At 41.9% G+C, this 25,129-nt stretch carries 19 protein-coding genes and 1 pseudogene; 4 read left to right on the top strand and 16 right to left on the bottom strand.

The window, feature by feature from the left end; all coding sequences use genetic code 11:
* Window positions 1–8: 8 nt before the first annotated feature.
* From hscB to trmJ, 6 genes are all read right to left on the bottom strand, one after another.
* Complete coding sequence (gene hscB / locus ACWPW6_RS07125) at window positions 9–530, bottom strand: co-chaperone HscB (protein WP_250000294.1); 522 nt, start codon at window positions 528–530, stop codon at window positions 9–11.
* Window positions 531–637: 107 nt separating this feature from the next.
* Window positions 638–961, bottom strand: coding sequence for an iron-sulfur cluster assembly protein IscA (gene iscA, locus ACWPW6_RS07120; RefSeq protein ID WP_004921385.1), 324 nt, complete (start codon window positions 959–961; stop codon window positions 638–640).
* 150 nt (window positions 962–1,111) lie between these two features.
* Complete coding sequence (iscU, locus tag ACWPW6_RS07115) at window positions 1,112–1,498, bottom strand: Fe-S cluster assembly scaffold IscU (protein ID WP_154625161.1); 387 nt, start codon at window positions 1,496–1,498, stop codon at window positions 1,112–1,114.
* Between the two features lie 24 nt (window positions 1,499–1,522).
* A complete protein-coding gene (locus tag ACWPW6_RS07110; protein WP_154625162.1) occupies window positions 1,523–2,737 on the bottom strand; it encodes an IscS subfamily cysteine desulfurase in 1,215 nt (404 codons plus the stop codon).
* A gap of 118 nt (window positions 2,738–2,855) precedes the next feature.
* On the bottom strand, window positions 2,856–3,353 hold the full coding sequence (gene iscR, locus ACWPW6_RS07105; RefSeq protein ID WP_154625163.1) for a Fe-S cluster assembly transcriptional regulator IscR: 498 nt from the start codon (window positions 3,351–3,353) through the stop codon (window positions 2,856–2,858).
* Between the two features lie 106 nt (window positions 3,354–3,459).
* Complete coding sequence (gene trmJ / locus ACWPW6_RS07100; RefSeq protein WP_196713267.1) at window positions 3,460–4,191, bottom strand: tRNA (cytosine(32)/uridine(32)-2'-O)-methyltransferase TrmJ; 732 nt, start codon at window positions 4,189–4,191, stop codon at window positions 3,460–3,462.
* 124 nt (window positions 4,192–4,315) lie between these two features.
* Between trmJ and suhB the strand changes: the two genes are divergently transcribed.
* Window positions 4,316–5,119, top strand: a complete 804-nt coding sequence (gene suhB, locus ACWPW6_RS07095) for an inositol-1-monophosphatase (RefSeq protein WP_154625165.1) — start codon at window positions 4,316–4,318, stop codon at window positions 5,117–5,119.
* Between the two features lie 246 nt (window positions 5,120–5,365).
* Here suhB and ACWPW6_RS07090 read toward each other — a convergent pair whose 3' ends face one another.
* Together ACWPW6_RS07090 and glyA are read right to left on the bottom strand one after the other, a co-directional pair.
* The gene (locus ACWPW6_RS07090) at window positions 5,366–6,517 is read right to left on the bottom strand and encodes a 3-phenylpropionate MFS transporter (RefSeq protein ID WP_247046765.1); all 1,152 of its coding nucleotides are present in this window, start codon (window positions 6,515–6,517) and stop codon (window positions 5,366–5,368) included.
* Between the two features lie 80 nt (window positions 6,518–6,597).
* Entirely contained in the window at window positions 6,598–7,851 is a 1,254-nt protein-coding gene (gene glyA / locus ACWPW6_RS07085; RefSeq protein WP_154625167.1) for a serine hydroxymethyltransferase, read from the bottom strand.
* 349 nt (window positions 7,852–8,200) lie between these two features.
* On the opposite strand from glyA, the pseudogene hmpA reads away from it, so the two are divergent.
* Window positions 8,201–9,403 (top strand): annotated as a pseudogene (gene hmpA, locus ACWPW6_RS07080) (NO-inducible flavohemoprotein); the annotation flags it as partial.
* Between the two features lie 445 nt (window positions 9,404–9,848).
* On the opposite strand, the gene glnB reads toward hmpA, so the two are convergent.
* The 5 genes from glnB to ACWPW6_RS07055 all read right to left on the bottom strand — a co-directional run bounded on the left by glnB (window position 9,849) and on the right by ACWPW6_RS07055 (window position 15,561).
* Window positions 9,849–10,187 (bottom strand): nitrogen regulatory protein P-II, encoded by a 339-nt coding sequence (glnB, locus tag ACWPW6_RS07075; protein WP_004912721.1) that lies wholly within the window; start codon window positions 10,185–10,187, stop codon window positions 9,849–9,851.
* Between the two features lie 12 nt (window positions 10,188–10,199).
* Window positions 10,200–11,822: an NAD+ synthase gene (locus ACWPW6_RS07070; protein ID WP_163861021.1), complete on the bottom strand. Its 1,623-nt coding sequence runs from the start codon at window positions 11,820–11,822 to the stop codon at window positions 10,200–10,202.
* Window positions 11,823–11,940: 118 nt separating this feature from the next.
* Entirely contained in the window at window positions 11,941–13,281 is a 1,341-nt protein-coding gene (gene glrR, locus ACWPW6_RS07065; RefSeq protein ID WP_163861020.1) for a two-component system response regulator GlrR, read from the bottom strand.
* Entirely contained in the window at window positions 13,268–14,119 is an 852-nt protein-coding gene (qseG, locus tag ACWPW6_RS07060; RefSeq protein WP_154625171.1) for a two-component system QseEF-associated lipoprotein QseG, read from the bottom strand. The genes glrR and qseG overlap by 14 nt, the downstream gene beginning before the upstream one ends.
* 2 nt (window positions 14,120–14,121) lie before the next feature.
* Window positions 14,122–15,561, bottom strand: coding sequence for a sensor histidine kinase (locus ACWPW6_RS07055; protein WP_154625172.1), 1,440 nt, complete (start codon window positions 15,559–15,561; stop codon window positions 14,122–14,124).
* Window positions 15,562–16,463: 902 nt separating this feature from the next.
* Between ACWPW6_RS07055 and ACWPW6_RS07050 the strand changes: the two genes are divergently transcribed.
* Window positions 16,464–17,495 (top strand): methyltransferase, encoded by a 1,032-nt coding sequence (locus tag ACWPW6_RS07050; RefSeq protein WP_154624684.1) that lies wholly within the window; start codon window positions 16,464–16,466, stop codon window positions 17,493–17,495.
* Between the two features lie 225 nt (window positions 17,496–17,720).
* Here the strand turns inward: ACWPW6_RS07050 and purL are convergent, their stop codons facing one another.
* Window positions 17,721–21,608, bottom strand: coding sequence for a phosphoribosylformylglycinamidine synthase (gene purL, locus ACWPW6_RS07045; protein WP_163863542.1), 3,888 nt, complete (start codon window positions 21,606–21,608; stop codon window positions 17,721–17,723).
* Window positions 21,609–22,053: 445 nt separating this feature from the next.
* Between purL and mltF the strand changes: the two genes are divergently transcribed.
* The gene (gene mltF, locus ACWPW6_RS07040; RefSeq protein WP_230085909.1) at window positions 22,054–23,688 is read left to right on the top strand and encodes a membrane-bound lytic murein transglycosylase MltF; all 1,635 of its coding nucleotides are present in this window, start codon (window positions 22,054–22,056) and stop codon (window positions 23,686–23,688) included.
* A gap of 58 nt (window positions 23,689–23,746) precedes the next feature.
* On the opposite strand, the gene tadA is transcribed toward mltF, so the two are convergent.
* Entirely contained in the window at window positions 23,747–24,283 is a 537-nt protein-coding gene (gene tadA, locus ACWPW6_RS07035) for a tRNA adenosine(34) deaminase TadA (protein ID WP_163861019.1), read from the bottom strand.
* A 195-nt stretch (window positions 24,284–24,478) separates the two neighbouring features.
* A complete protein-coding gene (gene leuE, locus ACWPW6_RS07030) occupies window positions 24,479–25,126 on the bottom strand; it encodes a leucine efflux protein LeuE (protein ID WP_154635755.1) in 648 nt (215 codons plus the stop codon).
* Between the last annotated feature and the right edge of the window lie 3 nt (window positions 25,127–25,129).

Here is a 25,129-nt window from a genome sequence, read left to right as displayed (position 1 = left end):
CGTTTCTCTTAAAAATCATCCAGTAAACGTTCTTCGAGCTGTTCTGCCTGTTGTTGCAGTTTATCGAGAAAACGTAATTTTCGTACTGTGTCAGCCGCCTGTTCCCACTGCTCACGATCAAGTTGTTCAACCATCACAAGAGAGCGCGTTTTTTGCATCTGTTTTACTTTAGCCATAAACTCAGTGAGTAAATCGTTCACCTCACTGTGGCGCTCGATATTGTCTAGTTCTTCGCGTAGCTCAAGTTGTTCCATTAAAAATGCAGTATCATGCATAGTATGTTGTTCGTTATTAATATCAATACCTTGTAATAACAACAGATATTCTGCACGTTTTAGTGGATGACGAAGGGCTTGGTAAGCCGCATTTATGGTTGCAGCCTGCTGAAGCGCTTGCATTTTTTCCTGTTCAGTACAGGTTGCAAAGCGATCTGGATGATATTGACGCTGTAGCGATTGAAAACATTGAGCTAGTTGTTCATTGTCTATCGCATAGCTGGGTGTTAACCCAAAAAGAGTAAAATAATCCATAAGTGCTTAGTTTCTCGAACTAGAATACCAATGTCGTTTAACAGCACCTACCTATCGTGTAGCTCACGAAAAGCGCATTGGTTAAGAATATTGTCTATAGAAAGACGTTATACGTGAAAGCTTTCCCCACAGCCGCATTCACTGCTGACATTAGGGTTATTAAATTTAAAGCCTTCGTTTAAACCTTCTTTGACAAAATCCAGCTCAGTGCCATCTAAATAGACGATACTTTTGCCATCAACGATCACTTTGACACCCTTATCTTCGAACACAGTGTCTTCTTCATTGATAATATCTGCAAATTCGAGAATATAAGCCATTCCTGAACAACCGGATGTTCTCACACCAAGGCGTAAACCTTCGCCTTTACCACGGCTTGCAAGAAAAGCTTGAATACGTTGCGCAGCACTTTCTGTTAGAGAAATAGACATTGCGAACCTCACTATAGAAACAAACAAGGCAGATACCCACTTAATCGCAGCATCCGCCTTCAAAATCATCATTATTATACCGACCAATGGTTCTGTCGCACAGATTTTATTTATCTATGTTTCTACAACCTAGAGGCCGGAATTTAAGCATTATTTGCCTTGGCGTTTGCTTTTATAATCCGCAATGGCTGCTTTAATTGCATCTTCCGCTAGAATTGAGCAGTGAATTTTCACTGGTGGCAATTCTAACTCTTCCGCGATAGCGGTATTTTTAATCGCTTCTGCTTCGTCTAGGCTTTTGCCCTTCATCCACTCAGTCACGAGTGAACTTGAAGCGATGGCTGAACCACAACCGTAGGTTTTGAAACGTGCATCTTCAATGATGCCATCATCATTGACTTTAATTTGCAGTTTCATCACGTCACCACAAGCAGGCGCACCAACCATACCGCTACCCACACTTGGATCGCTATTATCAAATGAACCCACATTACGTGGATTTTCATAATGATCGATTACTTTTTCGCTATATGCCATTTTTAAGCTCCTGAAACTGTCTGATTAATGGTGAGACCATTCGATGCTGTTAAGATCTACGCCGTCTTTGAACATTTCCCATAAAGGAGACAGTTCACGTAAGTGGCCAATTGCGCCATGAATCTGTTTGATTGCATAGTCAATTTCTTCTTCTGTTGTAAAGCGCCCTAAAGAAAAACGAATTGAACTATGTGCAAGTTCATCATTCATTCCCAGTGCACGTAAAACATAAGAAGGTTCAAGGCTTGCAGAGGTACATGCAGAACCTGAAGATACAGCCAAATCTTTGAGAGACATCATCAGCGATTCACCTTCAACATAGTTGAAGCTGACATTCAGAATATGTGGCGCGCCGTTCTCTAAGTCACCATTAAGGTGCACTTCTTCAATATCTTTAATCCCATTCCACAAGCGTAAACGTAATTCACGTAACCGTGCAGATTCCTCGGCCATTTCTTCTTTCGCGATGCGATAAGCTTCACCCATACCGACGATTTGGTGAACAGGCAATGTACCTGAACGCATACCGCGCTCATGACCACCACCATGCTGTTGAGCTTCAAGGCGAACACGTGGTTTACGACGTACATAAAGAGCACCGATCCCCATAGGGCCGTACAGTTTATGCGCAGAGAATGACATCAAATCAACTTTCAGAGCTGATAAGTCGATAGGTAGTTTTCCGACACTTTGAGTTGCATCGACATGGAAAATAATGTTGCGACTACGGCACATTTCACCAATAGCCGCGATATCTTGTACAACACCGATTTCATTATTCACATGCATAATAGAAACAAGAATGGTGTCGTCACGTAAGGCAGCTTCTAGCTCTTTCAGATCAATCAAACCATTTTTTTGCGGAGCGAGGTATGTCACCTCAAAGCCTTCGCGTTCTAATTGGCGGCAAGTATCTAAAACGGCTTTATGCTCCGTTTTACAAGTAACAATGTGCTTGCCTTTCTTTTGATAGAAATTAGCAGCACCTTTGATCGCCAAATTATCAGATTCTGTTGCGCCAGAAGTAAAGACAATTTCGCGTGGATCGGCATTCACCAATTCAGCGATTTGATTACGTGCAATATCAACGGCCTCTTCTGCTTGCCAACCGAAACGGTGGGAACGCGAAGCGGGGTTACCAAAAATGCCGTCCATTGTTAGACATTGCATCATTTTTTCAGCAACACGGGGATCTACCGGTGTTGTTGCTGAATAATCAAGATAAATCGGTAATTTCATTGCTCACTTACTCCAAAAGACAACGTTGTCTTCATTTTCCAATGATACTTGCGGTGCTTAATGGTTGAAACGCCACCACGTTATGTATCTAACTGCAATTTATTAAAATATTGTATAATTAAGCACGGACATTAATAATTGTTTCAGGTGAAAGTCCACCTAATGTTGCACGACGTTTTTCATTATCTTGTCTATCGGCAACATCCATCACTTCCTGATTCTTAACCAGCTCATCAAGGCTAATGCTACTAAGGAAGCTCGTAATTCTGTCACTTAAATCGCGCCATAGCGCATGGGTCAGGCAACGATCACCATTTTGGCAACCTTCTTTGTTACCTTGGCAACGCGTCGCATCAACAGATTCATCAACCGCAGCAATGACTTGAGCAACAAAAATTTGATCGGCATCTCGACCAAGTAGGTAACCACCACCTGGACCACGAACACTCGACACGAGCTCGTTTTTACGTAAGCGAGCGAAAAGCTGTTCAAGATAAGAGAGGGAAATTCCCTGACGCTCAGAAATATCAGCTAGGGGCACAGGCCCTGTCTGAGAGTGTAATGCGACATCTAGCATCGCCGTTACTGCATAACGTCCTTTGGAAGTGAGTCTCATAACATATACTCCGTGGTAAAATATAGGCCAATTGTGACATTCCCGACTAATTTAGTCAACTATTTACCTGACTAATTTACTCAAGTATTCTGCACGGAGTAACCACTCATTTTTTAGCCCATTTTTCCATCGACGTCAGGATACCGCGTAAAATATGTAGCTCTTGGGTTTCAATATGAGCACGGGTAAATAACCGTCTTAATTTATTCATAATTAATCCCGGATGTGCCTTACGAATGAACCCAGACTCATTCAATACGCTTTCAAGATGCACATAAAAACGTTCTATATCTTGTGCAGGGGGATATTCTACCTCAGACAAATCTGAGTTAACCGCATTTTTTTCATCTAAGGCTAAATATGCCATTCTAATTTCATAACTGACTAACTGCACTGCCATCGCCAGATTGAGAGAACCGTATTCGGGGTTGGTTGGAATATAGAGATGGTACTGACATTTCTGCAATTCTTCATTGGTCAACCCGATACGCTCACGACCAAAAATAATGGCAACAGGCGCCGTTTTCGCTTGCTCAACTGATTTTTCTCCACATTCACGTGGCGCAACCATCGGCCAAGAGAGTGTCCGTGAGCGTGCACTAGTGCCAATCACTAACTGACACCCTTCTAATGCTTCATCTAACGAATTGACAATTGTTGCCTGGCCAATGACATCACTGGCCCCCGCAGAGAGCGCAATGGCATGTGAATCAGGTTGTACTTGAGGATTAACAAGATAAAGATTGGATAACCCCATCGTTTTCATAGCGCGGGCTGTAGAGCCCATATTGCCTGTGTGTGAGGTCTCAACAAGAATAATGCGGATATTGTCTAACATGATTTAGTCGTTTTTCAAAAAATAATCGCAAGAGTTTAACACAAAATTGCTTATTGTGACGAACATCTATATAATCCGCCCACTCAATGTTTTTCGTTCTTTAACATTCCAGTGGAAAAAGCCCATGCATCCGATGCTTAATATCGCCATACGTGCAGCACGTAAGGCTGGTAATCATATAGCTAAAAGCTATGAAACGCCTGACAATGTCCAGATTTCACAAAAAGGTTCCAATGACTTCGTTACCAATGTAGATCGTGAAGCTGAACATTTCATTATCGAGATCATCCGTAAATCATACCCAGAGCACACCATCATTACTGAAGAGAGTGGTGAATTACTCGGTAAAGAAGATGATATTCAATGGGTAATTGATCCACTGGATGGTACGACAAACTTCACCAAACGCTTCCCACATTTTTCTGTATCTATCGCTGTTCGTGTTAAAGGCCGTACTGAAGTTGCAGTGGTTTACGATCCAATGCGTAATGAGTTATTTAGCGCTGTTCGTGGCCAAGGTGCACAATTAAACGGTTATCGTCTGCGTGGTGCTGATGCTCGCGAATTAGATGGGGCAATCGTTGCTACTGGTTTCCCTTTCAAACAAAAACAACATTCCGTTGTGTTCATGAATATCATGAGCAAAATGTTTGATAGCTGTGCTGACTTCCGCCGTACAGGTTCAGCAGCCTTAGACTTATGCTATGTCGCCGCTGGCCGTGTTGATGCCTACTATGAAATTGGTTTGAAACCTTGGGATTTCTTGGGTGGTGAGCTAATTATGCGTGAAGCAGGCGGCATCATGACTGACTTCGTAGGTAACCATAACTATTTAGCTTCAGGTAACATTGTTGCGGGTAGCCCACGCATCGTGAAAGATATTTTGTCTGTTATGCGTGAAGAGCTGTCAGAAGCATTAAAACGTTGATCGCGTTGTCGTATCATGATGAAAAAGACGTTGAGCATCGCTCAACGTCTTTCATTTATAGCAAAGTCTAAAGTCATACTCACTATTTTCTTGCCTTTCCTCTCATCATCCCCAAATCGCACTCGTGTTGATTAGTCGACGGTATAATGGCCCTAGCATCCTGAGTAGTGAGTTCATGCACAGATACTTTCTCATCACAGTATATTCTGTTATCAATATGGCTCGAATATACCTAAGTGTATGATTCTATGAGTGTGCAGCGATTTTTGGTCGTATAAACAAAGCTGGAATTGCCAAAAGAGCCATTAAATAAAAGACAATGCCATGCTGATCGGGAACCCGTTCATAAATAGCCCCCACCATGACAGTGATAATCGCTAACCCTCCCCCCGTGGCTAATGCCGAATAAACACCTTGTAATGGAATAATTTCATTCTCTTTGCGCGCACTAATAAAACGCATTGCCGCCAAATGACATACCGTGAAAGTACCGCTGTGCAATATTTGAACGATAATGAGAATAGGTAATGAAGTGAAAGCCCCCATGAGTCCCCAACGGATAATTCCACTCACAGCAGAGAGTAAAAGTAAGTTACGCGAGCTCCAGCGGCGAAATAACTTCTTGCTCAACATAAAAACAATCACTTCAGCCACAACGCCAAGCGCCCATAATCGACCTATCACAACATCTGAGTAGCCAGCCTCTTTCCAAAATAACGAAGCATAACCATAGTATGCTGCATGAGCACCTTGCAGTAAGGTGACGCAAATTAAAAACTTAACGACATTTTTATCGGCAATAAGTTGCTTAAAAGACACCTTATCTTCATCTGCAACCATCGGGGCGCCTTTAGGCATGATGGCGGGTTTTAACATCGTCGTGAGTAATAACGCTAAACAGCTAATAATTAAGGCCGCCATAATTGATTTATGACCTAATATATCAGCAAAATAGCCCATAACTATCGAGCCAATAATAAAAGCAATGGAGCCCCAAAGCCTAATTTGTCCATAATCGAATGGAAATTGTTTTTGCCATGTTCCCGCTAATGAGTCACCGAGTGGCACCAATGGTGCAAAAAATAAATTAAATCCAACCATGACAAAAAATAGCCATGCCCAATGGGAGCCAAACGCAAAAGCGACAGAGAATAACAACGATAATGCCGCCAATATTCTTAATGCATTAATGAGGCTTGATGGATCCTTTACCATCGGTGTAATGAACATTGCACCAAGGAAACGTGCAGCGAGTCCAACCCCCAACAGTATCCCGCTCATTTCAGCATCAATTCCCTCCCCCTGTAACCATATAGGCCAGAATGGTAGAAAAATACTGTAAGCGAAAAAATAGGTAAAATAATCAATCGCCAGCCAGCGAGTTGATGGGATTACCATTATTCCTCCTTTTTTCAATGCAAAAAACCCGCTTTTACCAACGTGTAGAAGCGGGTTTAAAAAATTAAATTAATTTAATTTTATGCGTAAACTGGGTATTTTGCGCAAATATTCAATACTTTTTGTTTGGTACTTTCAATGGTCGCTTCATCATTGAGGTTATCCAGAACATCACACATCCAGCCCGCCAGCTCACGCGCATCCGCTTCATTAAAACCACGGCGCGTAATGGCTGGTGTACCTACACGAATACCAGAGGTAACAAATGGACTCTTAGGATCGTTAGGAACACTGTTTTTGTTCACCGTGATATTCGCACGACCCAATGCTGCGTCTGCATCTTTACCTGTGATATCTTTATCAACCAAATCAACTAAGAATAGGTGATTTTCAGTACCGCCAGACACTACTTTATAGCCGCGTTGCTGGAAAATTTCTACCATTGCCTTCGCATTTTTAGCAACTTGCTGTTGATACGTTTTAAATTCAGGCTCCATCGCTTCTTTCAGTGCTACCGCTTTACCCGCAATCACATGCATTAGCGGACCACCTTGAGAACCAGGGAATACTGCGGAGTTTAGTTTTTTATACAGCTCTTCATCACCACCCTTCGCTAAGATTAAGCCACCACGTGGACCCGCCAAGGTTTTGTGTGTTGTTGTCGTTACGATGTGTGCATGAGGAACAGGGTTAGGATACACACCTGCTGCAATTAGACCCGCTACGTGAGCCATATCAACAAATAGGTAAGCATTGATGCTATCTGCGATTTCACGCATTTTAGCCCAATCAACAATGCCTGAATAAGCAGAGAAACCACCGATGATCATTTTTGGCTTATGTTTCTGAGCTTGTGCTTTGATGTCTTCATAGTCGATTTTACCGCTTTCATCGATACCATAAGGAACGATGTTATACAGCTTACCGGAGAAGTTAACTGGTGAGCCATGCGTTAAGTGACCACCGTGCGCCAAGTTCATACCTAATACGGTATCACCGGGTTGCAGTAACGCCATATAAACAGCTGCGTTAGCCTGTGAACCTGAGTGAGGCTGTACGTTTGCATAGTCTGCACCAAACAGCGCTTTTGCACGGTCGATTGCTAGCTGCTCAACCACGTCAACATACTCACACCCACCATAATAACGCTTACCCGGATAACCTTCGGCATATTTATTTGTTAGCTGAGATCCTTGAGCCTGCATAACTCGTGGACTGGTATAGTTTTCTGAAGCAATTAATTCAATATGTTCTTCTTGACGTTGAACTTCTTTCTCCATTGCTTCCCACAGTTGTGGATCATAATCTGCAATATTCATTTCACGCTTTAACATTCGCTTCTCCTGCCTCAGCCATTCAATAAGTTGATAACAAAACTATCGCAATAGCACACAGTGTAAACTCTTTTTCTTCAGGGTGATAGCCCTAAAGAAAAAATATACGCAAACGTTTGCATATATTTTAATTGCCCTAAAAAGAGTTCGGTTGTATCGAGATAAAATCAGTCATATTCACACTGTAAAAACATTAAATACTGTTTTTTTCTATCTGATTTTATAAAGCCTCTATTTTTCAACTCTTTTTGTAATAGACCTATTTACATTGTGTATTAAAAGTTATAAGTTGTATTGAAAATGCATGTTATAAAAATTCATCTTCTAATGAAATTATTTCAGGAGAACCTGTATGCTAGACAGCCAAACTATCGCCATTGTTAAATCAACCATTCCAGCCATTGCTGCGACAGGACCAAAATTAACGGCTCACTTCTATGAAAGAATGTTCAAGCAACATCCTGAGCTAAAAGATATTTTTAACATGACGCATCAAAGTAACGGTTCACAGCGCGAGGCGTTATTTAATGCTGTTTGTGCTTATGCAACACACATTGAAACCCCAGAAGCGTTAATTTCTGCGGTAGAAAAAATCGCGCAAAAACATGCAAGTTTAAACATCAAACCTGAACATTACCCAATTGTTGGCGAAAACTTACTGGCCGCTATTGATGAATTACTCAGCCCAGGCCAAGAAGTCCTTGATGCGTGGGGTAAAGCCTATGGTGTTCTCGCTGATATTTTTATCCACCGTGAAGCGGAGATTTATCGTCAAAATGCCGATAAAGTCGGTGGTTGGGAAGGCTTACGTGAATTCCGAGTTGCCGCTAAACAAGCACAAAGTGATGTCATCACGAGTTTTGAATTTTTACCTGTCGATGGTCAACCTGTCGCTGATTATCGTCCGGGGCAATATATTACCCTCTATATCAATGATGATAGTTTGGCCAATCAAGAGATCCGCCAATATTCACTCACGACCGCACCAAATGGTCGCAGCTATCGTATTGCTGTAAAACGAGAAGATAAAGGTATTGTTTCTAACCATATCCATCAAAATCTCAATGAAGGTGATATTGTTTACTTAGCGCCACCATGTGGCGATTTCTTCATTGATATTGATAATAAAACCCCAGTCACGTTAATTTCTGCGGGGGTCGGCTTAACACCAATGTTGAGTATGCTCAATCAGTTAACAAAAGAAGGCCATGAGGCACAAATCAATTGGCTACACGCAGCGGAAAATGGTGCGGTTCATGCGTTCCAGCATGAAGTTAACAAGCATTTAACTCATCATCAAAACAGTCACTCTGCGGTATGGTTTAATCAGCCTCGTTCAGAAGATAAGCAAGGTTTCGACTATCAATTCAGTGGATTGATGGATCTTTCACAAGTAAAAGAGTGGCTTGTAGAGCCGAATATGCACTTCTATTTTTGTGGCCCCGTTGGTTTTATGCAATACATTGGTAAGCAATTGATTGAAATGGGGATATCTGAAGATAATATTCATTATGAGTGTTTTGGCCCTCACAAAGTCCTATCCTTAAACTAATTTAAAATTTAGCGGTAATGGTTTCGCATATTAAACACTGTTCTAATCCCATTCCTGTGTTTATGCCATTACCGCCTTTTATCAAACCAGCGATATCTTTTACTGCTTGACAGATTAACCTTCCCTTCCCCACACTCAATCCCCTCTACCATTATTTTCCTGAGCGTTGGCTTCGATAAAACAGGGGTGATGTATCGCTAAATAGCCATAAAAAAGAGCTGTGCGAGCACACACAAAACCAGCTCAATGGCAGAAATCACGAGTTACACAATGAGGGATTGATACAACGATAATAGGGCTTCGAGAGCGTTACAACGCCTGAAAAATATAATGCTTCCGCGGGATATTGATGGTGCGGATCCCTAAGAACATACACAAGTATGTCACTAGGGCCCGCAAAAGAAGAGCACAAGGTGATGACACAAAATAAGATGAGGGTTGCTGATTAAATCGCTTCCTCGTCTTGCTCCCCTGTTCTAATTCGGATAACACGAGCAACATCATAGACAAAAATTTTGCCGTCACCAATCTTGCCTGTTTGAGCCGTTTGCATGATCGTTTCGACACAGTTTTCAACGATGTCATCAGGCACAACGATCTCAATTTTAACTTTTGGCAAGAAATCCACCATATATTCTGCGCCACGGTATAATTCAGTATGGCCTTTTTGACGACCAAAACCTTTCACTTCGGTTACCGTCATACCAGTAATCCCAACTTCAGCTAAGGCTTCTCGGACATCATCCAGTTTGAAAGGTTTTATAATTGCATCAATTTTTTTCATAAATAGTTCCTGTTATGACCAATTTTTACGGCCAAAACCCGACGTGATTGGATAACGACGATCTTTCCCGAAGTTACGCACCGTAATGCGAGGCCCAACAGGTGCTTGGCGGCGTTTATATTCATTAATATCGACAAGGCGCACAACGCGACGCACAATCGCCTCATCAAAACCTTGTTCAATCAGTTGTGCGACAGAATAATCTTTTTCTACATAGCCTTCCAGCAATGCATCTAAAATATCATAAGGTGGTAAGCTATCTTGGTCGAGTTGCCCCGGCGCTAATTCCGCTGAAGGTGGTCTATCGATCACGCGTTGTGGGATCGCTGGAGACACGGTATTACGGTATTGTGCTAGCTCGAAAACTAATGTTTTTGGCACATCTTTTAGCACATCAAAACCACCCGCCATATCACCATATAAAGTCGAATAACCAACAGCAGATTCACTCTTATTACTGGTTGTCAGCACTAAACGGCGACGTTTATTTGACATTGCCATCAAAATAACTGCACGACAACGCGCTTGTAAGTTTTCTTCTGTGGTATCGACTTGCGTTCCTTCAAACATTGGTTGAAGCTGTGCCATAAAAGCATCAAACATAGGCTCAATTGACACAATATCAAATTCAACTCCCAGCAGTTCAGCTTGCTCTTTCGCATCATGAATGCTCATTTCTGACGTGTAACGAAATGGCATCATGACGGCTTGAACACGCTCCTGACCAATTGCATCCACTGCAATCGCAACGGTAAGACCTGAATCGATCCCGCCCGATAAGCCAAGTATCGCGCCATTAAAACCATTTTTATTAATATAGTCACGAGTTGCCATAACGAGTGCTTGATAAACCTGAGCAACAGGCGACAATACAGGAGGTAACTTTTCCATAGGCACGATGCTGAGTTCGTTGAACTGGCAGTTCACCACTTGTTCTTCGAATTCCATGAGTTGATGAGTCATATCACCATTACTGGCCAAAACCTTAGACGCGCCGTCAAAAATCAGTTCATCCTGACCGCCAACTTGGTTCAAATAGACAATTGGCAGCTGTGTGCGTTGGCAATGAGCGACCAGCAAATCACTACGAATATGTTCTTTATGACGATCATAGGGAGATGCGTTAATCGTTAATAATAACTCAGCGCCAGCTTGTTTAATGGCATCAACAGGGGCATCGAACCAAATATCTTCACAAATGAGTAAGCCTATGCGATAACCTTTAAAATCGATAACAGCGGATTTATTGCCCGCGGAAAAATAACGCGGTTCATCAAAGACACCATAATTTGGTAATTCTTGCTTAAAATAACGCGTTAATAACTTTCCTTGATAGAAAAAAGAGAGTGCATTATACATTTGACCCGCTTCATTCCAGGGATGACCAACAATAATGGCGGTTTCAGTACTCGCATTTTGTAAACGTTCTAATTGCACTAAACAGCGCTGGTTAAAATCGGAGCGAAATAGCAGATCCTCTGGGGGGTATCCCGTGAGTGATAGCTCAGAGAACATCACAATGTCAGCAATATCTTTTTGTTTCTCAAAAACCTGCAACATACGATCGCAGTTACCTTCAATATCACCCACTAACCAATTTAATTGAGCTAATGAAATATTAAGCTTACGGCTCATAAGGTATTTATTCTCCCGAGCATTTATATTGATACCTTCATTCACTCTTAGCCGTGACTCGTTTACGGCGACTATGTCTTGAGTCACTTAACAGGATAAATGTAGACTATGTTATTCATTATTCTTTGAAGTCATTCGCTTCTAAATCGTGACGAGCCAATAACTTATAAAACTCTGTACGGTTTCTTCCCGCCATACGAGCCGCTTGAGTGACATTACCTTTCGTCATTTGCAGTAACTTGCGTAAATAGTTCAATTCGAATTGGTTACGCGCTTCAACAAAGGTTGGCAATGCCGTATTTTCACCTTGTAAAGCTTGGCTCACTAATGCTTCACTAATAACAGGTGTTGTCGTCAACGCAACACATTGTTCGATTACGTTAACTAATTGACGCACGTTACCCGGCCAGCTGGCTGACATTAAGCATTTCATTGCCTCGGTAGAAAAACTACGTACAAACGGTTTATGCCTTGATGCCGATTCACGTAATAAATGATTCGCCAAAATAGGGATATCTTCTGCTCTTTCGTTCAGTGCAGGTATCCGTAAGTTCACGACATTCAAACGATAATAGAGGTCTTCCCGAAATTCATTTTTTTCCATGGCTTTAGGCAAATTACGATGGGTAGCAGAAATAATCCGCACATCGATGTCTAAGTCACGGTTACTCCCTAATGGCCGTACTTTACGCTCTTGTAACACACGCAGTAATTTCACCTGTAAAGGCATTGGCATATCACCTATTTCATCAAGAAATAAGGTGCCTCCACTCGCTGCAAAAAATAGCCCTTCACGGCTACTCACAGCACCTGTAAATGCCCCTTTTGCATGACCAAAGAGTTCTGACTCTAATAACTGTTCAGGTAAAGCACCACAGTTGATAGCAATGAATGGCTTATTCGCCCGAGGACTGGCCTTGTGAATGGCTTGCGCGAGGACTTCTTTACCTGTACCACTTTGCCCATTAATTAATACGCTGACATCCGATTGTGCCACCATATGGGCTTGTTCTAGCAGCCGAATCATCAACGGGCTACGTGTCACAATCCCCTCGCTCCACTCTTCATCACTGATCGGTGTTGAAGACAATGCCAGTGCGTCATCAATCGCTTTATACAATGCATCTTTATCAACAGGCTTAGTGAGAAAACTAAATACCCCCCGTTGGGTTGCTGCAACGGCATCAGGTATAGAGCCATGGGCAGTTAAGATGATCACAGGTAAGTTAGGATGGTGTTTTTGAACTTCATCAAACAGCGCCATGCCGTCCATTTCATCCATTCGCAAGTCGCTAATGACTAAATCAACTTTTTCTTTTTGTAGTAGTTTTAACGCTTCCATTCCGCTTTCAGCTGTTATGACTTTAAACCCTTCGCTGCTTAAGCGCATACCGAGTAATTTCAGCAGGCTAGGATCATCATCCACCAACAATAGATTTGCTGATTTACGGCTGGTCATTACGCTCACTCTCCAATTGATTATTTGTGGTTGAATTTTCGCTCTCAGTAACAGGCTTCTCTACTTTAACCGCTTCTTTGGCCTGATTTTTATCAACTGCTTCTACCTCTTTTTCTGTTTCATTGGTATTTTGCTTGCGGGAAGAGAGCTGTCTTTCAATATCAGTCAAATTCTCTAATTTGCGTGATGTCGTGTCCAACTCAAAGAGTAGTCGAGCATTCTCCTCTTTCATACGATCAAGCTTATTATCTGTTTCTTGCTGTAAGCGCTTAAAACGAGAATTGGCTTCCGCGAGATTGATAATTTGTACTTGCTGCTCACGCCAGAGCTGAAGTAACGGACGAATTGCCGTCGGGAAGTTAAGGCTAAAGGTATTCATGCTATCGACCATTTTACGTCGCTCAGCAATCGAGGGCTCTGCTGCTCCCATAAGAATACTTTGTTGAAATGCATTCGACCAATTATCAATAGACAGTTGTAAGGCTTGTGCGCGGGCTGTTTTCGGATCAAGACGATCGGCACAATCCATCATCCTCAGCCAAAAAAGGGCATTTTCACGCGCACTCTGCTGCTGATTATCCCAAATTCCATGACAATCAGCATAACGGTAGTCTGTGACTTTGACCTCGGGTACCACAACTTGCGCCAATGTATCTAATGGCGATTGTCCACTTTTAGTCGCACACCCTGTCAAAATTAATGACAATAATAATGCGCCTAACTGTACCGTTTTTCGCTTTTGGATAAATGTCGTTGTTTTTTTCGTTAATTCGATGTATCGCTTTGACAGCATTGTCAAATGCAGTGCTGTCAAAACATCTGTAGACCTATTTGCCATTATTATTCATTCTCTGCAGTTAAAGGCAGTTCAATTCTAAAGCAGACATCTGCTAATTTATGGGGAACAAGTGACAATTCACCCCCCATTTGCTTAATACAATCTTGCGCAATACTTAATCCTAGACCACTTCCTTTGACGGCCCCTTTTCTCACCAGTGACCCTTGATAGAAAGGTTCAAAAATCATACTTTGCTCTGATTCAGGAATAGGCGTGCCAGTATTAGCAACTTCAATGACAAGCTTATTATCTATTCTGCGGCTTGTGATCCAAATATTACCTGATTCACTGCCATAGTGCACCGCATTGGAGTAGATATTATCAATAACACGTCCAAGTAACGTTGGTTCAGCAAGGCAATGATCAATTCGTAAACGGATATCTGTTTGAATATTTTTCGCTCTCGCTGGTAAATTATGAGCCATAACAATGTCTTCAATCAATTTTTGTAAGTCGACATGCTGTGCTTCTGGCGGACTATCAGCCAACTTGCGATTATAATCGAGAAGCTGTTCAATAAGTTGCTGAAGATGCTTACTACTATGATCTAAAATTTCGACGACTTCTTTTTGTGAAGCGGTGAGTGGCCCTGCCACTTCATCCGCAAGTAATTCTGTGCCTTCACGCATACTGGCTAATGGTGTTTTAAGTTCATGAGAAATATGCCGTAAAAATTCATGTCGCTGTGACTCTAGCCAAGCCAAGCGTTCACTTAACCAGATAATACGCTGCGCTAAAGACCGTAGCTCACGGGGTCCTTTGAATTGCTTAAGATTATTTGTTAAGGTCCTTCCCGTGCCTAACCGATTGATCATTCGCTCAATCCCTTTCACAGGCCCAATAATCATCCGTGTAAATAGCGCAACCAATAAAACGCTTAATAGAAATAGGATCAGACTTTGCCAACCAAAGAGTTGCCCCTTATTTGCAATCGCTTTTTGTAGCTGCTCGCCTCGACTAAAAATGACATCACGCGTTTCTTGTATCAATACATTATTTTGTTCAGAAAATTGGCTTAATGCGGTCGTGACTTCTTTTGGTGGCTCACTATTTTCACAAACCACTGTTTTTAGCTCACTCAATGCTTGAGAAAGCGCTGAAGTATCTGTTTCTTTAGGCAGTATTGTTTTCTGCCGTTCGAACATTTGTTGATAATCAGAGAATTGTTTTAAATAAAGCGAATGTAAAGAGGCATCTTTTAATACACAATACTGACGGTAGCTTCTTTCCATTTCTAAAGCTAATCCCCCCATAGCCTCACTACGGCGAGTATCCAAAAGTGTTGTTTTATTAATTTGAGCCGCTTGGTTACTTAATTGCTCCAAACTTTGATAAGCCTGATAAGCCAATACCAATAGCGGTAATAGCACTAACCAAAATGCCATGACAACCAATTGGCGCAGGGAGCGCGGAAATAGACGCCATTTACTCAATGCATTCATCTCACACCTATTAAACGTGGTTCCATGGTAGCAGAACTGAGTACATTAGGTGAACCTGATTACGACAGTTCAGTTTTCCACTTCAAAAAAGGATGATCCCGCTAGTCACAGCAAGCAATGTGCCAATCTATTTGAAAACAAGAATGAATATGAAGAGAATGAATTTGGGGATAAAAACAGGAAGGCGGAATAAAGTGTTCAACTCTATTCCGCCAGCGATTTACTGATGTGATATATGATTATCTCTCTATAATCATATAGGTGGTGCCTCACTCCACGTGTCGTCCGGTGTTTGATAAGGTCTAAAGACGAATATCTGTGCTGTTGGACGGTAGGCACCTTACTTTGGCATCATTCTTGCTTTATGTGGTATGTTCCCACCTTATTGTGGACCGACATAATAATGTTGAATGAGCAACTGAATATTATTATGCATACATCATGCCAACTTTTCAATATATTTTTTATTTAATTGAAAATTAAGGGTTTTTATTTAAAACCTCACAATTAATTTCTTTTTCTGGCCCTAAACCTATCACCCATTATCACAAATTGTCTCTTATTAAAGACACCTATCACTCGGATATAAATTATCCTTTAATTTCAATAATTTAAATGTCGCCAATTAGCGACAGTCTAATAGTGGGTTTGTCGCTAAATTTATACACATCCGTAAATACGCCTGATTGCCTACCCCTAAAAACCACAAAATCATTAATAAAATTACTTAATAAAATTATTAACTGTAAGTATCAAAAAGAAAAAACAACAACAAAATGACTAACTATATTGATATTTATTAACTTGTTATTTTTAACGGAAATTTCACCAATCTAAAAACATCAACAATACTTAAGTTAAGGTGATCTTTTTTAGCCTTCGAAAACTCAATGAGGAAATTTATGAACGTACAATCAAACAATAGGATAGAAACCATTGATATGCAGCCCGCGCTGCATGTGCTGGAACAAACTATCGGTTTTGTCTTCCAAGCTGCGCTACGTGCTGCTGTGCAGTTAAATATCGCAGACCATTTAACACAGGGAGCAAAAACCATTCATCAGTTAGCCGATAGCATGAATGTGGATGCAAAAATAATTAAAAAAATCCTGCGAGTACTTGCGACACGTAACATTTTTACCTGCCAAGGGGGAACCCATTACGCGCTCACTCCAGAAGCCGCATTTTTATGCTCGGATCACCCCTACTCATTACGTCCCGCAATCCTCTGGCTGACAGATAAAACCTTTTGGTTAACCAGTGCAAGGTTTGCACAATTCGCTTATGGAAGAAAGCCATTTGAAGAGCTATTCGGCGCTACATTCTTTGAGTACTGGGAAAAAAAGGCTTCACAACCGGATGGTTTTGATGAAGGGCAGGCTTCTTTATCAAAGATTGAAAATGAATTTATCCTACAAAACTATACCTTCCCCCAAAATATTATTGTTGCCGATATTGCCGGCGGCTTAGGCAACCTACTTCTTGAAGTATTAGCCCGTAATCCCTCATTGAAAGGGATTTTATTTGATAAAAAGCATGTGCTTGAAAAAAATATTTTGTCCAAATTAAACGATAATACTCGCTGGAAATTGCAATCGGGTTCTTTTTTTGAGCAGTGTCCAGAGGCCGATATCTATTTGTTGAAATACATCACTCATGATTGGCCCGATGATAAACTTGTTGAGATATTTAAAACTATTCGCAACGCAATGAAGCCCACCTCAAAATTACTGATCATGGATGCTGTTATCCCTGAAGATAATGCGCCTCATTTTGGAAAAGAGTTAGAACTTATATGTTTGAGTGTGATTCATGACAGTAACGAACGGACAAAAAACGAATTTATGGAATTATTTTCGCAAGCGGGTCTAAGGATCACCCAAATCATCCCAACAAACAGTCATATCAGCATCATTGAAACTGTTCCAATCTAATTCGCGGCAAACAAAAAAATAGCCCCATCAGACGGGGCTATCAGACTGCCGCTAAACCTATTATATTTGGCGGCAAGTCGAATCGGTTTTGAAAATAAACGAGGAAAATCAATTTATTGATTTTCGGCTGATAACACAAAGCGGGAAAAACCACGTTTTTATCCCGCTTTGTCAACAACCTCATAGCCCCGTCAGACGGGGCTATCCACTTTATATTTAATCGAGTTAACCTAATTGTTTACGTGCATTACGGAAAATACGCATCCATGGGCCATCTTCACCCCAATTATCAGGATGCCACGAATGACTCACAGTACGGAATACACGCTCCGGATGAGGCATCATAATCGTCGCTCGGCCATCCATTGAGGTTACAGACGTGATCCCATTTACAGAGCCATTTGGGTTCGCCGGATATTGCTCAGTCACTTGCCCGTAGTTATTCACAAAACGTAACGCGACTAATCCCTTGTTTTCCAGTTGCTGAATATGAGTAGGCTGTCTTGCTTCAACGAACCCTTCACCATGAGAGACCGCGATAGGCATACGTGAGCCAACCATATCTTGCAGCAATAATGATGGGCTCTTCGCCACTTCAACTAAACTAAAGCGAGCTTCAAAACGCTCAGAACGATTGCGAACAAACCGTGGCCAGAACTCTGCCCCTGGAATTAACTCATACAGGTTAGACATCATTTGGCATCCATTACACACACCGAGAGATAAGGTATCTTGGCGCTCAAAGAAAGCGGTAAATTCGTCACGTACTTGAGGGTTAAACAGAATCGACTTCGCCCAGCCCTCTCCGGCACCTAATACATCACCGTATGAAAAACCACCGCATGCAACCAGTGTTTGGAAACCTGCTAATGATAGATTGCCCGCTAACAAATCACTCATATGCACATCGACAGCATCAAAACCAGCACGGTCAAATGCCGCTGCCATTTCAACATGAGAGTTCACCCCTTGCTCACGTAAAACAGCAACTTTAGGACGAACACCAGACATAATGTAAGGCGCGGCAATGTCATCAGCAATGTCAAAGGTCAGGTGCGTATTCAAACCTGGGTCTTGAGAGTCTAACTTAGCCTTATGTTCCTCATCGGCGCAATCTTCGTTATCACGTAAGCGTTGCATCTGCCATGTCGTTTCCGCCCACCATTCGCGTAATGTACTACGTGATTCATGATAAACTACCGTGTCACGGCTATTAATCACTAACGCATCCTCTTGCGTTACTGTGCCTAAATAATGTAGGCACTCACCCAAGCCAGCATCCGCAAAGCAAGCTTCAACATACGGTCTATCTTGTTGTTTAATTTGGATTACCGCACCTAACTCTTCATTAAACAATGCGGCTAAAATATCCTCATCAAATTCACTGATATCCACGTTAATACCGCAGTGACCAGCAAAGGCCATTTCCGCTAATGTGACAAACAAACCACCATCAGAACGGTCGTGATAAGCTAATAGCTTTTGCTCTGATAATAAGCTTTGGATAGCCGTAAAGAAGCCTGACAGCAGTTTAGGATCACGAACATCGGGCGCTTTATTGCCCAACTGGCGATAAACTTGAGCAAGTGCAGAACCACCTAGAGCATTATGTCCTTGCCCAAGGTCAATCAGCATCAATGCAGAATCAGGCTGTTGTTTTAATTCTGGGGTCACGGTCAAACGCACATCTTCAACGCGACCAAATGCACTAATAATCAATGACAATGGTGAAGTCATCTCACGCTCTGCCCCATTTTCGTGCCAGCGCGTTTTCATTGACATAGAGTCTTTACCTACTGGAATAGTTAATCCCAGAGCAGGACATAATTCTTCACCAACCGCCTTAACCGCTTGATATAAACCTGCATCTTCACCAGGGTGACCGGCTGCCGACATCCAGTTAGCAGACAGTTTCACACGTTTAAGGTCTTGCACATACGCACAAGCGATATTCGTTAACGCTTCACCAACCGCCATGCGAGCAGAAGCGGCAAAATCCAGTAATGCAATAGGTGTTCTCTCACCAATAGACATCGCTTCGCCATAATAACTATCTAGGCTAGCAGTCGTCACGGCACAATCGGCGACAGGGATCTGCCATGGCCCAACCATTTGGTCACGCGCAACCATTCCCGTTACGCTACGGTCACCAATGGTGATTAAAAAGGTCTTTTCTGCCACAGCAGGCAGGTGTAAAACGCGCTTAACCGCTTCATTTAAATTAATCGATGTTCTATCTAGCGCATCGGGTTGTGCTTTTAATGTGTCGACATTTCGCAGCATTTTAGGGGTTTTACCGAGTAGCACATCCAGAGGCATATCGATAGGCTGATTATTAAAATGCTCATCTTTCAACACGAGCTCACGCTGCTCAGTGGCTTCACCAATCACAGCAAAAGGAGCACGCTCACGTTCACAAATGGCGGTAAATAGGGGCATTTGTTCAGGGGCTACCGCTAATACATAACGTTCTTGTGATTCATTACACCAGACTTCTAATGGACTCATGCCCGGTTCATCATTAAGAATTTTGCGTAATTCAAAACAACCACCTCGGCCACCATCACTCACGAGTTCAGGCATTGCATTAGATAAACCACCCGCACCAACGTCATGAATAAAGAGAATTGGGTTGTTATCACCTAACTGCCAGCAATTATCGATCACTTCTTGGCAGCGACGCTCCATTTCAGGGTTATCACGCTGTACTGACGCAAAATCCAGATCCGCATCGGATTGACCCGAGGCCATTGAAGAGGCTGCACCACCGCCAAGCCCAATGTTCATTGATGGGCCACCAAGCACAATCAGTTTTGCACCAACTGGGATCTCCCCTTTTTGGACATGATCAGCGCGAATATTACCAATCCCCCCCGCTAGCATAATCGGTTTATGGTAGCCTCGTAGCTCTTCACCGTTGTGGCTATTGACCTTTTCTTCATAGGTACGGAAATAGCCTAAAAGCGCTGGGCGGCCAAATTCATTATTAAATGCGGCCCCCCCTAGTGGCCCTTCAAGCATAATATCGAGTGCAGTAACAATGCGTTCTGGTTTACCGAAATCTTCTTCCCAAGGCTGCTCAAATCCCGGGATACGGAGGTTAGACACGGAGAAACCCACTAACCCTGCTTTTGGTTTTGCCCCACGGCCTGTTGCACCTTCATCACGAATTTCACCACCAGAGCCTGTTGCAGCACCTGGCCACGGTGAAATTGCTGTTGGGTGGTTATGCGTTTCCACTTTCATCAAAATATGAGCATCTTCTTGATGATAACGATAAGTGCGACCTTCTGGTTCAGGGAAGAAACGCCCTACAGAAGAGCCTTCCATCACTGCGGCATTATCTTTATAAGCCGATAAAACATAATCAGGTGTTGTCTCGAAGGTGTTTTTAATCATTTTAAACAGCGATTTCGGCTGTTTTTCACCATCAATGATCCAGTCAGCATTAAAAATTTTATGGCGGCAGTGTTCTGAGTTTGCTTGTGCAAACATATATAACTCAACATCTGTTGGGTTACGTTTTAATCCTGTAAATGCATCAAACAAATAGTCGATTTCATCATCAGCCAGCGCTAACCCCATTTCGATATTCGCTTTTTCAAGTGCTGAACGCCCTAAGCGAATGATATCGATAACTTTCATTGGCTGTGGTTGATGATGAACAAAAAGCGCTTGAGCCTGCTCAAAGTCGCTAAAAACCGTTTCCATCATGCGGTCATGAAGCAGTGCCGCAATGGCTTGCCATTGTGCCTGTGATAAAGCATCCGCCTGCACATAATAAGCGAGACCACGTTCAATTCTTTCGACTTGAGGTAAACCACAATTATGTGCAATGTCAGTCGCTTTGGATGACCAAGGAGAAATGGTACCAGGGCGTGGGGTCACTAATATCAGTGTGCCAAATGGCTCATGCTCCGCGAGAGAAGGTCCATATTTTAGCAAACTACGCAATTTGCCTTGCTCGCTATCACTCAAAGGTGCTGATAGTTCAGCGAAGTGCATATATTCAGCATAAATATCCGTAACAGGAAGCTGTTTTTCAGCAAACAACGCCAAAAGGCGAGTAATACGAAATGCTGATAGAGCAGGTGAACCACGCAAAATTTCCATAGTCATAATTTCTCTCATTTAAACGCCAGCCCTGATCATAAAAGCAGGGGAACTGGGAGACATTATAGAGCAATGCGAATCAATACGAAACCGTTTGCGTGACTAAAAATAAAGCAAACCGCTAAAAATTATTAGGAATGAAATAGCACAATATTGGTTGCACGGATCATAATTGTTGAGCAAAATGTCCAAACACTGGAAATATAACCATTACTTATAATTATTTTTTTACAACAACACCGGCATAAAACCCCTCATGGTTTTCCGAGCCACAAGTAGGCAGCAAAGTTTCTTAGCGCCACTATAATGAAATATTCGGATGGCAACTTAATTTGCTCAATTGATAAAGCAATGAAAAGTTCAGAGGGTATACATATGAGATATTTTCTTGAATAACATAAAGGTTAACTATTTAATCATTGTGATTGTTGCGCTTTTAGCGGCCATGATTATTGGACTTAATCTCCGTTGGCCCAATACGCAAGACAATCAGCTCAACCAAATCATCTCTCGCGGTGAGCTACGAGTGAGTGCAATTAGTTCTCCGTTGATCTATCAAGATGACGAAGCAAACTTGCATGGTTTTGATTATGAGCTTGTTCAAAGCTTTGCCGACTATCTCGGCGTTAAATTGAACATCACCCTGCGACCAACCGTTGAGCTAATTTTCGATGATATTGAGAATGGCAATGCAGATATTGGTGTTGCTGGATTGCTCTATAATAAAGATAGGCTGAAAAAAATGAAAACAGGGCCTAGCTATCTCAATGTCACACAGCAACTGGTTTACCGAAAAGGCTCTACACGCCCTAAAAGTTTTGAGGATATTAACGGTAAGCTCGTCGTGATGGCAGGTTCTGCTCATGCTAGTACCCTCAAAATGGCGGCTGAAAAACATCCTGAGTTGGTTTGGGAAGAAACAACCGAATACACAACTAGCCAGCTATTAGAGATGGTGGCGGAAGGGCTGATTGACTATACGCTAGAAGACTCTATTTCTGTTGCATTACAACAACGTATTCATCCTGAAATTGCGGTCGGATTCGATTTAGTCGATGACCATGCCATCACTTGGTATATGAAACGCCTTAATGATGATAGCTTGAACGCTGCTCTACTTGATTTTTTTAATGCCAGCAATGAATCCGATTTGCTCGCAAGGCTCGATGAAAAATATTTTAGCCATGTCGGTTCATTTGACTACTTTGATACCATGTCATTTATCAATGCTATCAATAAAAAACTTCCTACTTATCAACCACTGTTTGAAAAATATGCTACGGCGCTTGATTGGAAACTATTAGCGGCTATTGCGTGGCAAGAATCGCATTGGGATCCGTTGGCGACATCACCAACAGGGGTTCGTGGGCTCATGATGCTCACCAAACCAACCGCCGAAACAATGGGCGTTGCAGATAGATTAGATCCTGAAGAGAGTATTAAAGGCGGAGCTGCATATTTGGAATATTTAATGCAACGCCTTCCAGTTTCTATCGCCGATGATGATAGAATTTGGTTTGCACTGGCCGCCTATAATATGGGGTATGGCCATATGCAAGATGTCAGAAAACTAACTGAATTACAAGGTGGAGACCCAGACCGCTGGTTAGATGTAAAATCGAGACTCCCTCTGTTAACTCAAAAAAAGTATTATTCACAGCTTAACTATGGTTATGCGCGAGGGCATGAAGCCTATCGCTATGTTGAAAACATTCGTCGCTACCATCAAAGCTTAGTCGGCTATTTACAAAATCAAGATAAGAAGCAACGTGCATTGGCTATTGCCGAAAAATCATTGATTTTATTTCCACCGCTTGTCTCCCCTCACAGCCCCAATGACAAAACTGAAAGCACTGAGACGTCAGGGGATCCGGAAACAATCGTCGATAACGTGCCGCCGTCTACCACGCAAAGTGATGTGAAAGAGAAAGTCAGCCTAAAACAGAAACAATCCCCCCACAATGCATACAAACTGCCAGCCATTTCACCTGCAAATGGCCAGCCCTCTTTAGGACAATATCTCCTCTCCATCAACCCAGAAAAAAGCGAGCAGGATAAAGAAGATACTGTAACGAATTAATCAATGATTATCTGATTGGTCGATAAGGAATGTGTTGTTAGATATCGCTTTCGTTTATTCAGGCATTTTTGCTGTTTCGATTTTCAACACACTCACATTGAATTTGACTTAGCATTCTTTTTTGTTCTTTCTTTTGTGCTCTGCGCATTTTAAAAAAAGCACTTAACATCGTAGAGCAGGTTTCTTCGAGTACCCCACCCGTTACATCAATATAATGATTTAATCCTGGGCGTTCTAATAGATTAATAAATGAACCACAAGCCCCTGTTTTAAAATCTTTGGCGCCATAAACTAAGCGCCCTATTCGACTATGCACTAATGCACCTGCACACATAATGCAGGGTTCTAAAGTCACATACAGTGTGGTGTCTAATAGTCGATAATTATTAAGTGCCTTCCCACCTTGCTGTAAGGCGATAATTTCAGCGTGAGCTGTAGGGTCATGACTTTCAATTGAACGGTTCCATCCAGATGCAACTAATTGGTTATCCTTAACTAATAGTGCACCTACAGGTATTTCACCTGCATCTTGAGCATTTTTCGCCAATTCTAAAGCGCGATTCATCCAGTACTCATCAATCTCTACTTGCGTCACACCAACCTCTTCACTGTCTATTTTGATAGATTATACCCCAAATAGCTTGGCTTGCATGCAGATGATGAATCATGTAGATACCTAGGTGAGTTAAAAAATACCTGAACGTTGCCGTTATTATTAGCGCAACAGCAACGTCAAAGATAATAATTACAATCCATTGATTCAATGAAACTTTATTCAAAAAGATTATGATTAGTTACTGAAAATTGCCAGTTTCGCTGCAAATCCCATAAAAAAGCTGCCTACTGCACAATTTCCTAATTTAGCTAACACTTGTTTTTCACGTAAAAAACGCGCAATGAGGTAGCCACTAAAAATTAATAAACTTAGGTAGAGAAAGCTAACAAATTCAAGGATTGACGCTAGCACAAGGTAAGGTACCCATGCTTGTGCATAACTAAAGTCAATAAACTGAATAAAAAAGGAAATATAAAAGAGAATGGCTTTTGGGTTGGTTAAACTGAGGATCAGCGCTCTCGTGAAGATTTTTTCTGATTTGACCACGACCGAATCATCACCAGTATTGGGTAATTTTTTCTGTTTAAAAGTAACAAAAAGAATTTTACTCCCTAAGTATAATAGGTAAGCAGCCCCCAAATAACGCACGATCATAAACAGCGTGGGGGAGGCTTTTATGACAGAGGCAACACCAATGAATGAAAGGAAGATCAATATCGCATCGCCCGTGAACACACCTAACGCGGCACGATACCCAGCACGAGTACCATGTGAAGTGCTTGATTTTAAAACATATAAAGAGTTTGGCCCCGGAACAATGATGATTAGGATCAGCCCTGCCATGTAAGTCCAAAAATTTAAAACACCAAAACTTTCAAACATAAT

The organism is Providencia sp. Marseille-Q8014, assembly GCF_965112055.1.
The sequence above is the reverse complement of the archived record's forward strand: the minus strand, read 5'-3'. Positions and strand labels throughout refer to the sequence as shown.

Excerpts from the sequence above, each read along its gene's own strand:
- qseG (WP_154625171.1), bottom strand. The coding sequence starts at position 14,119 with ATGGCAAATAGGTCTACAGATGTTTTGACAGCACTGCATTTGACAATG.
- ACWPW6_RS07055 (WP_154625172.1), bottom strand. The coding sequence starts at position 15,561 with ATGAATGCATTGAGTAAATGGCGTCTATTTCCGCGCTCCCTGCGCCAA.
- ACWPW6_RS07110 (WP_154625162.1), bottom strand. The coding sequence starts at position 2,737 with ATGAAATTACCGATTTATCTTGATTATTCAGCAACAACACCGGTAGAT.
- glnB (WP_004912721.1), bottom strand. The coding sequence starts at position 10,187 with ATGAAAAAAATTGATGCAATTATAAAACCTTTCAAACTGGATGATGTC.
- iscU (WP_154625161.1), bottom strand. The coding sequence starts at position 1,498 with ATGGCATATAGCGAAAAAGTAATCGATCATTATGAAAATCCACGTAAT.
- ACWPW6_RS07050 (WP_154624684.1), top strand. The coding sequence starts at position 16,464 with ATGAACGTACAATCAAACAATAGGATAGAAACCATTGATATGCAGCCC.
- trmJ (WP_196713267.1), bottom strand. The coding sequence starts at position 4,191 with ATGTTAGACAATATCCGCATTATTCTTGTTGAGACCTCACACACAGGC.
- ACWPW6_RS07090 (WP_247046765.1), bottom strand. The coding sequence starts at position 6,517 with ATGGTAATCCCATCAACTCGCTGGCTGGCGATTGATTATTTTACCTAT.
- leuE (WP_154635755.1), bottom strand. The coding sequence starts at position 25,126 with ATGTTTGAAAGTTTTGGTGTTTTAAATTTTTGGACTTACATGGCAGGG.
- iscA (WP_004921385.1), bottom strand. The coding sequence starts at position 961 with ATGTCTATTTCTCTAACAGAAAGTGCTGCGCAACGTATTCAAGCTTTT.
- glrR (WP_163861020.1), bottom strand. The coding sequence starts at position 13,281 with ATGACCAGCCGTAAATCAGCAAATCTATTGTTGGTGGATGATGATCCT.
- purL (WP_163863542.1), bottom strand. The coding sequence starts at position 21,608 with ATGGAAATTTTGCGTGGTTCACCTGCTCTATCAGCATTTCGTATTACT.
- mltF (WP_230085909.1), top strand. The coding sequence starts at position 22,054 with ATGATTATTGGACTTAATCTCCGTTGGCCCAATACGCAAGACAATCAG.
- ACWPW6_RS07070 (WP_163861021.1), bottom strand. The coding sequence starts at position 11,822 with ATGAGCCGTAAGCTTAATATTTCATTAGCTCAATTAAATTGGTTAGTG.
- iscR (WP_154625163.1), bottom strand. The coding sequence starts at position 3,353 with ATGAGACTCACTTCCAAAGGACGTTATGCAGTAACGGCGATGCTAGAT.
- suhB (WP_154625165.1), top strand. The coding sequence starts at position 4,316 with ATGCATCCGATGCTTAATATCGCCATACGTGCAGCACGTAAGGCTGGT.
- glyA (WP_154625167.1), bottom strand. The coding sequence starts at position 7,851 with ATGTTAAAGCGTGAAATGAATATTGCAGATTATGATCCACAACTGTGG.
- hscB (WP_250000294.1), bottom strand. The coding sequence starts at position 530 with ATGGATTATTTTACTCTTTTTGGGTTAACACCCAGCTATGCGATAGAC.